Source organism: Limosilactobacillus balticus, from assembly GCF_014145615.1.
Classification (GTDB): Bacteria; Bacillota; Bacilli; order Lactobacillales; family Lactobacillaceae; genus Limosilactobacillus; species Limosilactobacillus balticus.
Genome location: NZ_JACIVH010000059.1, coordinates 1 through 15,032 on the forward strand (window position 1 = coordinate 1; position 15,032 = coordinate 15,032).

At 36.3% G+C, this 15,032-nt stretch carries 13 protein-coding genes and 2 tRNA genes; 11 read left to right on the forward strand and 4 right to left on the reverse strand.

Annotated elements, in window-relative coordinates; genetic code table 11:
• The 3 genes from H5S10_RS03190 to H5S10_RS03200 all read right to left on the reverse strand — a co-directional run.
• A partial coding sequence (locus H5S10_RS03190) for an IS110 family transposase (RefSeq protein ID WP_182588668.1) occupies positions 1–959 on the reverse strand: 959 nt, incomplete at its 3' end.
• 249 nt (positions 960–1,208) lie between these two features.
• Complete coding sequence (locus tag H5S10_RS03195; RefSeq protein ID WP_182585980.1) at positions 1,209–2,123, reverse strand: DMT family transporter; 915 nt, start codon at positions 2,121–2,123, stop codon at positions 1,209–1,211.
• 83 nt (positions 2,124–2,206) lie between these two features.
• Complete coding sequence (locus tag H5S10_RS03200) at positions 2,207–2,788, reverse strand: matrixin family metalloprotease (protein ID WP_182585981.1); 582 nt, start codon at positions 2,786–2,788, stop codon at positions 2,207–2,209.
• Between the two features lie 263 nt (positions 2,789–3,051).
• Between H5S10_RS03200 and H5S10_RS03205 the strand changes: the two genes are divergently transcribed.
• From H5S10_RS03205 to H5S10_RS03250, 10 genes are all read left to right on the forward strand, one after another.
• Complete coding sequence (locus tag H5S10_RS03205; protein ID WP_182585982.1) at positions 3,052–3,429, forward strand: cupredoxin domain-containing protein; 378 nt, start codon at positions 3,052–3,054, stop codon at positions 3,427–3,429.
• A complete protein-coding gene (locus H5S10_RS03210) occupies positions 3,429–3,716 on the forward strand; it encodes a cupredoxin domain-containing protein (protein ID WP_182585983.1) in 288 nt (95 codons plus the stop codon). Before H5S10_RS03205 ends, H5S10_RS03210 begins: the two co-directional genes overlap by 1 nt.
• Entirely contained in the window at positions 3,716–5,653 is a 1,938-nt protein-coding gene (locus H5S10_RS03215; RefSeq protein ID WP_182588670.1) for a copper-translocating P-type ATPase, read from the forward strand. Before H5S10_RS03210 ends, H5S10_RS03215 begins: the two co-directional genes overlap by 1 nt.
• A gap of 115 nt (positions 5,654–5,768) precedes the next feature.
• On the forward strand, positions 5,769–6,245 hold the full coding sequence (locus H5S10_RS03220; protein ID WP_182588671.1) for a DUF7679 family protein: 477 nt from the start codon (positions 5,769–5,771) through the stop codon (positions 6,243–6,245).
• A gap of 64 nt (positions 6,246–6,309) precedes the next feature.
• Positions 6,310–6,382: transfer RNA gene (locus tag H5S10_RS03225), tRNA-Gln, on the forward strand.
• Positions 6,383–6,473: 91 nt separating this feature from the next.
• Complete coding sequence (locus H5S10_RS03230) at positions 6,474–6,803, forward strand: hypothetical protein (protein ID WP_182585986.1); 330 nt, start codon at positions 6,474–6,476, stop codon at positions 6,801–6,803.
• Positions 6,804–6,865: 62 nt separating this feature from the next.
• A complete protein-coding gene (locus H5S10_RS03235) occupies positions 6,866–8,422 on the forward strand; it encodes a cation:proton antiporter (protein WP_231795447.1) in 1,557 nt (518 codons plus the stop codon).
• 62 nt (positions 8,423–8,484) lie between these two features.
• A tRNA-Glu gene (locus tag H5S10_RS03240) sits at positions 8,485–8,557 on the forward strand.
• Positions 8,558–8,703: 146 nt separating this feature from the next.
• Positions 8,704–9,570 (forward strand): hypothetical protein, encoded by an 867-nt coding sequence (locus H5S10_RS03245; RefSeq protein ID WP_182588673.1) that lies wholly within the window; start codon positions 8,704–8,706, stop codon positions 9,568–9,570.
• A 270-nt stretch (positions 9,571–9,840) separates the two neighbouring features.
• On the forward strand, positions 9,841–12,951 hold the full coding sequence (locus H5S10_RS03250) for a mucin-binding protein (RefSeq protein WP_182588675.1): 3,111 nt from the start codon (positions 9,841–9,843) through the stop codon (positions 12,949–12,951).
• Positions 12,952–13,029: 78 nt separating this feature from the next.
• On the opposite strand, the gene H5S10_RS03255 is transcribed toward H5S10_RS03250, so the two are convergent.
• Positions 13,030–13,617 (reverse strand): hypothetical protein, encoded by a 588-nt coding sequence (locus H5S10_RS03255; RefSeq protein ID WP_182588677.1) that lies wholly within the window; start codon positions 13,615–13,617, stop codon positions 13,030–13,032.
• A gap of 192 nt (positions 13,618–13,809) precedes the next feature.
• On the opposite strand from H5S10_RS03255, the gene H5S10_RS03260 reads away from it, so the two are divergent.
• Positions 13,810–14,829 carry a serine hydrolase domain-containing protein gene (locus H5S10_RS03260; protein ID WP_182588678.1) on the forward strand — a complete coding sequence of 340 codons (1,020 nt, stop codon included), beginning with the start codon at positions 13,810–13,812 and terminating at the stop codon, positions 14,827–14,829.
• Positions 14,830–15,032: the final 203 nt, after the last annotated feature.

Sequence of the window (15,032 nt, forward strand, 5' to 3'; positions counted from 1 at the left end):
TGGTCTTGACCGGCATAAGTTCCAGAGTGGTGACGGCGAATATCAATCCCAACATAGGCATTGAGTTGGTTAGAGTTATCAAAACGACTAATGTCACCTAATTCTCCCATTAGTTGGGCGGCAGTCTGCTTGCCAATTCCCGGAAAAGAATAGTACAGGCCATACTCTGGCAAGAGCTGGGCAATAGATTCCATCCGCTTGATCACCTCTTCTTTTTTACGTGCTAAGGCAATTAATTGGCGAGTATAGTAGCGAACTTCATCAACCTGAATAGCGTCACTAGAAACAGCCGAATATGATTGTTGGGCAAGATCGATTAATCGATCGGCATACTTATAAGCTTTCATCTTAGATATTCGTTTATCTGTAGATGCCATTAGAATATTCTTTAATTTAACTCTCGAATAAGGCCTAACTAGTGCTGGGTGAGGGAAAAGCTCCACGATATTCAACGCTAATTTAGATGTTTTATTTACAAATAATTGCTTAAGTTCTGGAAAAACCTGTTCAAGTGCAGTATGAAGATGGTTTAGACGATAGTTCCAATCAGCGTTGAGCTGATTATAGAACCGACTAAGCTCATGTAGCTGAAGATAGTCTTTTTTCCAAGGAACTGTTAATCGAAAAGTATTTTCCTGGACAGTGAGAGCAATCCGATGAGCGTCTTTCTGATCGGTCTTAACTCGTCGTAGACTCTCGGACTTTAAATGAAGTTCTAGTGGATTAAGACGGCAAAAGCGGAGACCATTGGTCTCACAGAAATGTTCAATTACTCGCGAATAAATTCCAGTCGCTTCAAAGTAGATAATTGGCTTCTGAGCTTTCTTAATCATATCTCGTAGAGCATTAAACCCCGCTTTCGAGTGTACTAAAGAAAACTCTTTTAAGCAGTGTTTCCCTCGATACCAGACACAGTAACTTTTCCCCATTGAAACATCCAAGGCAAATATATCAGCCATAAAAAGACTTCCTTTCTAGAAATAGAGCTAGTCATTACCACCATCCTAGATTTGTACTTCATTTCCTAAATACCCGAACTCACAGTTCCACAACCTAAAAGCAAAATATCAAATCAAAGATAGCTGAAATCATTTTTTAATACGGACTCGAAGTCCCTGAGGCTATGTACGACCTTAGCTCTACCTTTAGAGTAACAAAAAAGTTCAGAACAAAATTATTTTTGTCCTGAACTAATCTTAGGTTGTTTTTTAGTTACTCTTTAACTTTTTCTGTGGAATACGAATATTAATTGCAAGTACTGCAACGATAACTAAAATCGACCCAAGAATATCTGCACCTGTCATTTGTAAATGAAAAATGAGGACTGAACCGATTGTCGCTGATAAGGGTTCAAATGCATCCATTAGACTAAAGGTAGTTGCATCAATATATTTTAATGAATTGTTAGCTAGCTGAAAGGGAATTAAGGTCCCGATTACTAGAATTCCTAACACATATAACCAAACTGAAGGAACATTAGGGATATGTGGTTGACTAGGATGAATAAGCACTAAGGTTAATCCGGCAAATAGTAGGCCCCACCCTGTAATAATTAATGAAGGAACCCGACCCTCACGAAGCATATTTTGTGGAATTAAGGTATTAGTTGCAACACCAATTGCAGAAATTAATCCCCATATTAAAACACTAAGCGTCATTGCTAAATGGTTAAATTGACCATGAGTTGCGATAATAAAAACACCTAAGAAGGCGATAATTGCACTAACAATTTCAATTCGTCGTGGTGGCAGGTGTCGAAACATAGCTTGATAGGCAATGATAAAAAAAGGCCCGATAAATTGAAGAATGGTTGCGATCGAAGCATTCCCATATTGGACAGCCATAAAGTAGGCATACTGAACAGGAACTAACCCAAAAACACCATATGCAAAGATGATCCACGCAGAATGCAGATCCCTAAAAATTTGAAAGGGATGTTCGCCGCGAATTAGACTCAATAAGACTAAAATAATTCCAGCTGAAACCATTCGGACCTGCGTTAACCACATTGATGTAATTGAACTACTAACATTAAAAAGGGCCTTCGCAAAAAGCCCTGAAATACCCCAAAAGGTACAAGCAGTAATAATCATCGCTGTACCTAAAACTTTTTTATTTGACATAAAGATACTCTTTCCAATTAGATTTGCTATTTTATTTTACCATACCAATTCTGTAAGGAGTGAGCTTGGTCTTTTAATTATGACTATCTGTTGGAATTATCTTCAGCGATGATCGGTTGTGGAGTTCGTGAATATAAAGCCTTCACAGCCTGTATGTCTCGTGATTGGATGGGATAATATGACCCAGCTGGCTGCATTACAGAAATCTTGTTCGTGTGCTGTAGACCAATTGCATGCCCTAATTCGTGTTCAGCAGTATTTACGATTCGTTCTTGTGAGTAGCCAAAGGCAGGATTCAATAGGTAGTAAGAATTTAGTTCTACTGCTGCATGCAGATAATATCCGGTTGCGGAATTCATACTTGTATTGGTAAGCCCCGCCGCCCCGTTATTTGGATCATTAACAGCAGAAACACTAATGTTTGCATTCTTATCATTAACGATTTTAAATGTAAATGCCTTCGTGTTATTCCATTGGGTAATTGCGGTTTCTGTTGCATTCTTTAATACTGGATTACTGATATTAATATAGATCGTTGCAGAGTTGTGTTCCCAGCGTGCATCAGCAGGAGTATCTTGTGTTCCATTTTGCTGATCAGCGTTTTGTTTAGTTGGGGTTGCAACCTCTTTACCAGTTATTCGGTGTAACCACGATTGAGTAAGCACTTGCGCATTATGAATACCAATATTAAATTGTTCTTGAAAGGTAGAACTATTTTGATAAAACCAAATAATTCCGCCAAAGAGTAATAAGTAAAATAAGGTTAATAAGAAATTGGACTTCTTAATCAGTCACACCCCCCTAATATTCAAATTCTAATTAAAAAGTAATGAAACGTCCATTATTTAATGCTTTTTTATTGTTGACAAATGTAAACTTCAATAGTATGCTGTACCTATAATATGATTACAGTTGTAAACTGAAGAGGGTGGGAAATTTGAGAATTGTCGCTATAATTATCGCACTACTTTTGATTGCATTTATTGTTTGGTGGTTCTTTGGAAAACATACAGAGTCGGCTGGAAAATCAACTATTGTTAATGATGAACAAACTGCAACGATTGTCGTTAATGGGGGGTACTCTCCATCAACTGTTATCTTGAAAAAGGGAATTCCAGCTCAAATTAATTTTGATATGCATGACTCGACGGCTTGTTTATCACATGTTGTCTTTGAACAACTTGGAGTAAATAAGGACTTAACAAAACAGAAAGTTACAACAGTTAATATTCCTACAGATAAAGCACAGACTTTTAATTTTGCTTGTGGGATGGATATGTTTCATGGAAAGGTGATTGTTAAATAATGAGTATTTTTTCAAAAGATCAAACTAAAAAAGTTGTTGTTAATGCAGAAAATCATGGCTACAAACCAGAAACAGTTACTTTTAAGCAAGGTAAACCAGCGCAATTAAAGTTTATCCCTTCCGATAACATGGGGTGTATGAATGAAGTCGTATTTAAGGAGCTCGGTATTGACGAAAAGTTAGACGGTAAAAAAGAAGTTATTGTTGATATTCCAACTGACAAGCCGGGAACTTATAACTATGCTTGTGGGATGGACATGTTTCATGGAAAGGTTGTTGTAAAGTAATGAAACTTACAAACATTCAGCGATTTTGGATTTCATTTGTATTATCAATTCCAATGTTAATACAAATGTTTGCGATGCCTTTTCACTGGATGATGCCTGCCTATAATTGGATAGCATTAATTACTACTACTATTATTATGGCAATCTCAGCATTTCCATATTGGAAAAGTGCGATCGCTGCATTTAAAAAACATAGTGCAAATATGAATACCCTCGTCGCTACAGGAACAGCTGTCGCTTATTTTTATAGTATTTTTGCAATGATAACTGATAGGGCAGTTTACTTTGAAAGTGCTGCTTTTGTTACTGTCTTTGTTTTACTCGGGGATGCAATGGAAGAGAAAATGCATAATAATGCTTCCAATGCACTTGGTAAGTTGATGGGGCTTCAAGCAAAAGATGCTGAAGTCTTAAAAGATGGCAAATTTGTTAAAGTACCACTCGATCAAGTACAAGTTGGCGACCTTATTCGGGTCAAGCCTGGTGAAAAGGTGCCAGTAGATGGAACAATTCTTGAAGGGGTAACATCTTTGGACGAATCAATGGTTACTGGTGAAAGTATGCCAGTAATGAAAAAAGTTGGCGATACTGTTGTTGGCTCAACAATTAATAATAATGGGACAATTACTTTTAAAGCCACAAAGGTTGGGTCCAATACGATGCTCGCCCAAATTGTTGACCTAGTAAAAAAAGCACAAACCAGTCATGCTCCTATTCAGAACTTAACCGATAAGATTTCAAATGTATTTGTGCCAGCAGTAATGATTATTGCGATTTTGACATTTATGATTTGGTATTCTTTTGTTGGTGCAACGTTTGTTCAAGCATTATTATTTGCGGTTTCAGTAATTGTGATTGCTTGTCCATGCGCATTAGGGTTAGCAACTCCAACAGCATTAATGGTTGGAACTGCAAGAAGTGCCAAGATGGGTGTCCTCATTAAGAATGGTGAAGTTCTCCAAGAAGTAAGTGATGTTGATACTGTAGTGTTTGACAAAACTGGCACAATTACGGTTGGAAAACCAGTTGTAACCGATATTGTTGGTGATGCTAAAAAAGTATTAACAATAGCTGCTAGTCTTGAGGAATCGTCTGAGCACCCGTTAGCATCCGCAATCCTTCAAAAGGCGAAAGATAAAGGGATCTCACCGGTAAAAGTAGATAAATTTGAAGCAATTGAAGGTAAGGGTGTGCGTGCAAATTATAATGGTTATGTAGCATTTGTTGGTAGCAATCGGCTTCTAGTTGATGTAAATATTTCCCGGGAAATGTCATCACACGCTGAGAAATTACAAAATGAAGCTAAAACAGTTGTTTATGTTGGCCTTGATGGGGAAATAATCGGCTTAGTTGCTATTCAAGATGTTTCTAAACCAAGTTCCAAAGATGCAATTACAGAGCTAAAAACACGTGGATTAATGACCGTGATGTTAACTGGTGATAATAAGCGGGTAGCCCAGGCAATAGCTGATGAAGTCGGTATTGATAAGGTAATTGCGAAAGTAATGCCGAATGATAAGGCTCAACAGATTAAGGAACTTCAAGACAAGGGTAAAAAAGTTGCCTTTGTTGGGGATGGAATAAATGATGCTCCTGCTTTATCAACAGCTGATGTTGGAATTGCGATGGGATCTGGAACTGATATTGCAATTGATTCTGGTGGAATCGTTCTCGTTCAAAATGACTTACGAGGAGTTGTTCGGGCGCTTGATATTTCTAAGAAGACTTTTAACCGGATTAAGTTAAATCTCTTCTGGGCACTCGTTTATAATGTCATTGGTATTCCAATTGCTGCAGGATTATTTGCGTTTGTCGGTTTTACTCTTAGTCCAGAGCTTGCTGGCCTAGCAATGGCCTTTAGCTCTGTCTCCGTCGTTAGTTCTTCTTTGCTGTTAAATAAGACTAAGATTGCGGGAGAGCATATAGGTCAAGCTTAAATCGGATAGTAAGGAGTTAAGGAAAATAATTCTTAGCTTCTTTTTGTTATGTTTTGCACAAAGCGAAAGGATTTTGCGGTAAAATATTAATAAAAATGATGGAGGAGTATTTAAAATGGCAACAGCATTTTTAGTTCATACTCAACTAAGCTCGGGAAAAACATGCGATTATTTAATTGCTAATGATGTTGAGCCGGGGTTAATGCATCGTTATGAGACACGAGAAGATTGGCAAGAGGTCATTCTTGATGCATTGATAAATGTTCCCTTAGCGCCATACTTACCAAGTGGGCATCATATTCCGCCAATTGGAACGGCAAAAGTAATAGGGGTAAAGGCAGTTGATCCAGCACAGGTAAAAAAAACTGTGCAACGGACACGAAGTCAATTTATAATGGCAACTATCTGGAAAAAGCAGTCGGTCTTAAAAAACTATAATTTCTTACATCATGATTATGATAAGTGGATACAAAAGCAAATTTGGGCTGATGTTGATTATTGGTGTAATTCTAAACATCACCCTTTTATCAATTTGATCACAAAATGGCGTTGCACCCGTCAACGCCAACGATTACATGCTGAAGAGAAATGATAAAAAAGAGTTGACTATTAAGCTACTTCCATGTATAGTATATATCGTTGTAAGTTTATTTTATTGGGCATTCGCCAAACTGGTAAGGCAGTGGACTCTGAATCCATAATTTACTGGTTCGAGACCAGTATGCCCAACTTCTAACAAAAGACCTGCTAGATTAACTAGCAGGTCTTTTGTTGATAAGAAAGTTCTTTGTTATAATTACAGTCAAGTGAGGGGACGGATATGGCTAGTAATTCTGATTCAATTTATTATGTTTTAACAAAATTAAAGCATCATCCAGAATTAATTAAAAGTATTAGACCACGTTATACTAATACGGTTATGATTCTTTTTGATGACTCCTTAAAGATAGCTGATGCTTCATTTTATTTTCCTGTTGATCGTTTCATGGTCAATCGTTTGTCAAATGATTTTGTGGCAAAGAATGGCGACCTTCTTGATAGTTATTTTTCAATGACCAATGGAACGAAGAAAAATTACCATGATGTTTGGGCGACCACTTGTCATATTCCAGAAAAGAAAGTATATTTATTAGAATTATCATTTGAATAACGCAATTTAAGCTGCGACAAAAGAAGTCACAGCTTATTTGCTATAAAGGGGGGAGTCTTGTAGTGCTTGTTTCAACGATTGTGTTAATGATAGCAGCAGTCTTAAGTAGTATTATTTCTAGTTTTTTTCCGCACTTCTCAATTAATTATATTAGTATTTTCATTGGCTTAATTATCGGACTAGTTCCTTTTTTTAACGGCCGCGTTGCTCCCTTCCACACAGAAGTATTTATGTATATAGTAGCTCCATTGATTTATTTTGAAGGACAATCAACGAGAATAAATCTAATTGGAAAAAGGTTACGTCAAATCCTTGAAACAGCTGTTCTTTTAGTGATTGTTGGAACAGTATTTGCCGGTTTTAGTGTATCGCTTTTGGGGATTCCACTGGCTCTAGCATTTCTGATGGGTGCCTTAAGTACTCCGACTGATGCTACTGCAACTGAATCAGTTTCAGAAGGGTTAATTGTTCCTGAAAGGCAAGAAAATCTCTTAAAAATGGAGTCATTATTTAATGATGCTTCTGGGATTATCTTAGTAACTGCAATGGCACTGTGGGTGAAAAATGGTCAGTTCAACTATCAACAAACATTATTTGATTTCCTACGTTCAGCTGGTGGTGGGATAATTATTGGTATTGTAGCAGCCCTTGTGATGATTAGTTTTCGTCAGTTTTTAGGGCGAATCAATCATAGTGCTTATAATGCTCAAATATTATTATTTGTTAGTACGCCATTCTTTATTTACTTTGTAGCTGAAGAATTAAAAGTATCTGGGATTATCGCTGTGGTTTGTGCTGGTTTAATGCAGAATAGCGAAAGCGTCCGAAGTCGTTTTATAACGCCTCGCCAATTTCATAATGGATTAGTACTTTTAAGGCTACTTCGAGAAGTCTTGAATAATACCGTCTTTGTTATTTTAGGAGTATTGGTTGTCAGGATCATTCGTGACGATTTAATCAGTGGAAATACAAATTCGCAATGGATCGTGATTGGGATTTTACTTTATCTTGCTAATCTCCTTGTTCGTTATTTATATGGATTATTATCAAAAATGGGTAATAAAGGAAGTATAATTTTTGCCCTTGGTGGGGTCCATGGAGCAGTAACACTAGCCTTAGTATATATGATTATTGACAATGTGAGCTCTGCACAATTTGACATGATTGTGTTAGCAGAAATGCTTGTTATTATTTTGAGTATGGTGGTACCTTCAATCGTATTTCGTTTTATTCTTGACCATGATATGTCCAGTAAAGAAGCTGGCAAACAAATTCAGCGTTTACGGCAAGAAATGGTTAAAGAAGGATTAGCGGCAGTGGAAAAAATATATCTTCCAGAAAAAATTAGAGAAAGTGTTGTTTATGATTTGCGGGATCAAAAGAGTGCCAATTCGTTTGCAGATTTTTGGCATCAATGGGCTAAAGCAAGTCGCTATCCAGAATTCAATGAGCAGGAAAGGGAACTAGAGCAACGAGCCTTATTATGGGCATTCCGAGCTGAAAGACAGTACCTTGATATGGTCTCCCAAAAGGAAAATCGTCGTGACTATCTTTTTGAGCTTTACAACGAAATTCTATTGGCAGAGTCAATTTTACTTGACACTGAAAATGAATATTAAATTAATTTGATTTTAAGTTGACGAAAAATTGAAATTAACGTATACTTTTATTTGTACGTTATTGCCCGCTGGTCAAATTGGTTAAGACGTCGCCCTCTCAAGGCGGAGTTACGGGTTCGATCCCCGTGCGGGTGAATATGATTGAGTCTGTTACTCATTTAGTAACAGACTTTTTTTATTTATATTACAAATTTAGTAAAAGCGTTAAGAAAAGGTTTAATTGATGCTATGATGGATTTGTGTAAATAGAAAAAGAATAGGATGGATTTGGTGAGTTAATTATGCGAGTAATGAATTTAATGATAGTATTAGCAGTTATTGCAATTATTATTTTAGCTGCTCAATATTTTTCTCAGTTACGGAAAAACCGCAACGGTAATAATTTCGTAAGTGGAGGCCGTGTCTTTTTTAACTGGACCTTGGTCGCTGTCTTGGTAATTTGTGTTGGGGGAATAATTTTTGGTAGCGTTCATTCACATCGCCAAGAAGCAAAGCCAGCTCAAACTGACAAGACCGAGAATGTTGAATATACTGCTTCTGATAGTGATAATTTGGGAAAGGTTTCGGTTCAGTTTGATCGGAAAGTTACCTTAAATGATAATGGAGAAGCAAAAGTTAAGTTTAAGGTTTCTCCACAAACTACTTTGACAATTCGGGGACATAAGAGTAAAGAGATTGTTAAAACGTTTAAAGCAAGTAAGGGAGAATCATTAGTTAACCATGCTTGTACATTTGATGTGGCTGGTACTTATGATATTACTGCAGAACGCGGTGATCAAAAGGTAACTAAGCAACTAAAGATTAAAGAAAATGATAATATCCAAGAAAGTTCATCAAGTAGCAGTTCAGTAAGTTCTAGCTCTTCTTCGGTTGCTTCATCAGCAAGTAGTACTGTTTCCTCGTCTTCAAGCTCTGCCGCTTCAACTGCGCAAAGTAATAGTGAAAGTTCAAGCAGCACGACAGCAGCTTCATCGAATAATGGAGGAACTTCAAGAAGCTACAATACTGCTCGTCAACGATATAATGGCAATGGTGGAGGAAATAGAACCTCTGGTAACAGTGCCCCAACTGCTCCGGCGCGAGAATCAAGTGCTCCTGCTTATAGTCAAGAAGATAATGGCTATGTTAGCGATGGCCCGCAATATTAATTTCTATTTATAATTAAATATCTGATGATAAAAGAATGAACTATTTTAAAAGAACAAAAGATAATTTTTTCATATGAAAAATTATTCTTTTGTTCTTTTTCATTATTAATAACGATGTAAAAATATTGATATATCAAGGATAAGAAGCGGGGAATACTGAGAATTATATTCCTAAACAATTTATCAGTATTGAAATAAAGATGAAGTATATTATACTCAATACTAAATAATAGTTATCGAATTATAAAAGCATTTAAGGGGGATAAAAAGATGCTTGATACAGATGAGATCAAAAAAAATGAGGCAGCTGGTGTTGAGCTTGCCCCAGTTGAAATTGTTGGCGAACAAGTAAAATTAGGGGATGAGTCTGCTTCAAGTATTGCTTCATTCAATAAAACTCCATTATTAGAAAAAATACTTCAAGCAGTGCCTAATTTTGCGGCTCAACAGCAAAAACTGAATGGTCAAGAACCAGTAATAAAAAATAATCCAGCATTAGGTGAATATAACCTAAACGATGATTTAGGAGGCTTAATGCATGGGACTTACTTACAGGCAACTAATAGTGAAAGTCAAGTTAAGGATCGTTCGCTTGTAAGTCGTAATTCAATGAGGGAAACCGCATCATTAGTTAATTATCAGGCAGCTACTGATTTTAGTGGATATGGACATTTAAAGAATAATACGGAAACCACAAAAGCAGTTGAAGTTGTTTACACTCTTCCTACATTTGAAGTTAAACAAGGAACAGCACAAGTTGTAATTGATGGGGCGCGGATTAATGAATTTGACGGCCTTGAGTACAAAGATGAAAAGGGGAACGTAATTCCAGGGTTTGATATTACCTATAGTTATCAAGGCCACGAAGGTGAGTATTCTACTATTGATACCCTTAAGCAACGTGATGACTTTAGCTGGGAAAAAGTAACAGCGGTTATGGTGTTTGGCTCTTTATTACCAAATAGTTCTTACCGTGTTGAATTTCCTTTTAAAATTACAAATTTAGCAAATATTAATACTCAAGAGCATTTTAATTTAAATGAGTATGCATTTTATGATTTAACAGTTAATAAGCATACGACATCACAATTAAACTTCCGCTTAAGTACACCTATTTTTGCTCATGATGACTACCGAGACATTCCGTTCATGGCACTCAATCGAACTGAAGATGGCGATCAATTATTTCCAGAAGATATTCAAGAGGTGATGCCAACTTTGGGTGCAGTGCCATATGCAATCAGTAACTTTAATGATGAGGTTTCGTTTGATGCTGATGGGGATAATGTAATGTGGCAAGGTGGCCAATACTTTTTTAAGTTGGCCGCCATTCAAAGTGCAATTCAGGAAAAAGGATTTTCAGTCGATGTTGACAAGACGGGACGAAAGTTAATGGGAGCCGCTGCGTTTATGGTTCAACCTACTTATCTTGATTTTGAGAACTTTGACTTTATTCCTTATGTTGTTATTCATCAACTTCTTATTACAAAATCTTTTACTCTTAAGGCAGAGGCAAAAGATGATTGGAATTCATTTGGTGGTGTTGAAAAAGTTTGTGGCCTTTCTTCAACTAATGAAGAGCTTCCGGTTAGCCCTGAACAAACATTTATTGTTGATGATTCTGAATTAGTAGATGCAACGCCTGGCGATTATAATGTCATTATTGGCTATTTCCTTAATGGAAGTGAAGATAATGACATGTTAATTACTTCGCCTGCAAAGGTAAGGATGGTTGAAAATAAACAGACAATTAATGTTTATTATGTTGACTTGGTTGATGTTCCTAATAAAGCAAAAGGTGATTTACAGCCAAGTGATGGAAAAATTCTTGAAAATCAAACCCAAACTTTTACCGGTAAAGGTGATGAGGAGTATCATAACCAACTTTGGGGTGAAGAAAACGGCTTTGAGATTTATGAATATGAACAAGGTGCTGAATCAGGAGTATATGTTGGGGGACAACCTACTAAGGACTATTATGTTTACCTTATTCATAAAATTGAAAAGATTGCCGAAGATCACCAAGTAACACGAACAATTACTTTTAATATGCCAGATGGTTCTAAGCAAATTATTAAGCAAATTGGAAAAATTCAGCGTTTGGGAATTACTGATAAAACAGCTAATGAACAAACATGGAGTGATTGGAGTAAAGCTACTCTTCCCGCAGTTACTGCACCTCATGTACCAGGATATACGGTCAAAAATGTTGATGCTGAACCAATTTCATTAACTTCAAAAGATAGCAATATTAATGTTATTTACCATCCAAAGAGAGTTAGGGTCAAGATTAAATATGTCGATGAAGCTGGAAATGAAATTGATGAGCAAATAATTTCAGGACTTGCTGGCGATTTGATCAGTCATAAACCAACAGTTGAAACTGACCGTCTTGCTGATGAAGGATATGTGATTATAGATAATGAATTGCCACAAAATGCTCGCTTAATGGCCGAAGATGGCGAGCAGGAAAAAGAATACAAGATTATTATTAGTAAACAGAATTCACAAGTACAACAAATTACCGTCTTTTATGTTGATGTTCCTGATGATCGGTTACCAATTGTTAAGCCTTCTTCCGGTCAAATTATTGATAATCGAACTCAAAGATTAAACGTTACAGAAGGACAAACGTACAATAATGAACTATGGGATTTTGAAAGTGCCGGATATGAACTATTTAAGGCTGATAAAGGGGCATTAAAAGGGAAGTATTTTGCTGGTAGTCCTGAACAACAATATTACGTTTACCTAACTCACCAAACTACTCCCCTAAAGAAGGAGCATCACGTAACGCGAACCATTCAGATTACAATGCCTGATCAAACAGAACAGATTGTAACTCAGGAAGCAATTGTTACTCGTTTTGGTGTTCATGATGAAGTGCTTGGTAGTGACATTTGGCAAGAGTGGAGTAAGGAAGTGCTTCCTGAATATATCCCAACACCAATTGAAGGATATGATACACCTACAATTCCTGCTGAACAGGTTGATGAAAATGCGAGTGATCGAAGTGAAAAGATTGTTTACACTCCCCAGACAGCTAAAATTCAGATTAAGTTCATTGACCAAACTGGCACGGAATTAGCGTCTAAGGAACTTATTGGAAAAACGGGAGAAGAATTTGACTACGATCCAACTTCTCAAATTAAATCATTTGAAAATGAGGGCTATGTCCTTGATAAGAATACTTTTCCAGCAGATCATCATTTCTTAGTTGGAACACAAACTTATGTTATTACCTTAAAGAAGTTAGTAGCAGTAACCCCTCATGGCAATAGTGAGACAAAATCGACAATCGAACAAATTAAGTCGACTGATAATGAGAAAACTGAAAATAAAAAGGGGATCTTTGCTGCATTTAAAGGTTATTTTAAATAGGTGAATTAATAAAGGAGTACAGAAGGAAGAAACCGATAAGGGCAAATTCCTTTTGTACTCCTTTTTAAGTTAAAGGTATTAATTATCGTAATTTCCGGTGATTGGATTCATTTCATGGATTTGATTTGTGGCGGGGTCATATTGATAGGTACCAGTAAGATGGGCTACATTTGGATCACCACCTTGATTATTACGAACTTCAATTTGATAATTATTGTTTTGATTATTCTTAGTCATGTAATAATGATTGCCATCTTGTTGAACGCCACTTGTCTTGACAAAACTTGTTAGAACTTGTTGATCGTTTTGTGAAGAGGAATTGGTAGTTACTGATTGGCTGCTAGGATTACTAGTTACTGATGAACTAGTAGCTTTAGTAGTTTGATCAGTTAATTTTTCTGAACTGTTAGCTACCTTGACCTTTGAACTTGTGCTTTTTGAGCTTGCATTTATTGCAGAAGTGGACTGTACACTATTAGGTGTTTGCTTTTTTGCCTTTTCGCTACTAGTGGAGGAGGCCGCCTTTTTGCTTGTCTGTTGACTTACTTTTGTCGCAGAAATAGACGTTTTTGTTGGAGCTGCTGCGCTATTTGTACACCCGACTAGTCCAAGGGCGGCTAAAATTACTAACGAACTTGCTAAAACTTTATTTGTCATCTTCATCATTTTTATGACCCCCTCAATCTCTCTTATTTTTATAAAATCATTACAACTATATTATACCGCCTTTTGAAATATTTTTGTAATATTTTTAATTTATTTGTCATAATTAGCCAATTTTGTTTAATAAATTTCTGGATATTTTGCCTTTGCCCTATTTAAGTTAAAATAAACTCTATTGAGGAAGTGAATTAAACGATGAATAAATACGATTTAACAATTACTAAATTACATCAAATGGTTAAAGAAGGGATTGTTCCGGGAGTTAGCTATGTGATTTTTGACCGTCAACATACGATTAAGGAAGTAACAGGGATGGCTCAAGTGTACCCTGAGACTGAATTATTAAAACCTGGTATGCTCTATGATGTGGCCTCATTAACAAAAGTAATAGGAACAGTTCCAGTTATTGCCATGCTTATTCAAAAAGGAGCATTGTCTTTAGAGGATCCGATAAAGAAGTATTTACCTGAATTTAATGATAACCGACCAACTATTCGAAATCTTCTTACCCATACTTCTGGGATTGCTGGTTATATTCCACATCGTAATGAGTTAACTGCCTCTGAACTAAAGACGGCTTTTTTGACAAAAATGCAGGTGGAGGATAGTTTGAATCATCAAATTAAATATGCGGATGTGAACTATTTGTATTTGGGATGGATTATTGAACGAATTTATAGTCAGCCGGTTCAAAAGGTTATTACAGAACAGGTTCTTAAACCATTAAATATGTCAACTGCGACATTTAATCCTCATCCAGCTAACTGTGTACCAACAGAAGTACAAGAAAAACGTGGCTTGATTAGGGGAGAAACTCATGATCCTAAGGGGTATATTTTAGGAGAAAATTGTGGATGTGCAGGCCTCTTTGCATCGTTGAAAGATTTGGAGATTTTTAGTCATGCGCTTATTGAAAATAATTTAAATGGCCTGCTCACTTCTAAAATAATTAATCTGCTTTTTACAGATCAAACACGAATTCCTGGTCCGCATAGTCGCTCTCTTGGATGGAAACTATTTCATGCTAAAGATCATCACCTTTTGATTAGCCATACTGGGTTTACGGGAACTTGGATGGTGTTAGATCGGCAAACTGACCAAGGCTTTATTGTATTAACTAATCGTGTTCATCCAAGTGCCAAAAACCAAGAATTTTTAGCTGCTCGTGACCAACTTTTTGCAATTTATTTAACAGAAAAAGAAAAAACTTTGTGAAATTTATATGCAATCAATTGAATAACCGCTTTCACAGAATATGCGCTTTAGGAGTAAAAAATGTATAAAAACTGTTGATAATTTATATTAATAACTTCTTTTTATATAATTCACTAAATATTGATTTGACGGCATTTGACAACGTTTACATAAACTAATATGATGTAGTTGTAGTCAAGTGATACTTCAAAAAGGAGTGATAT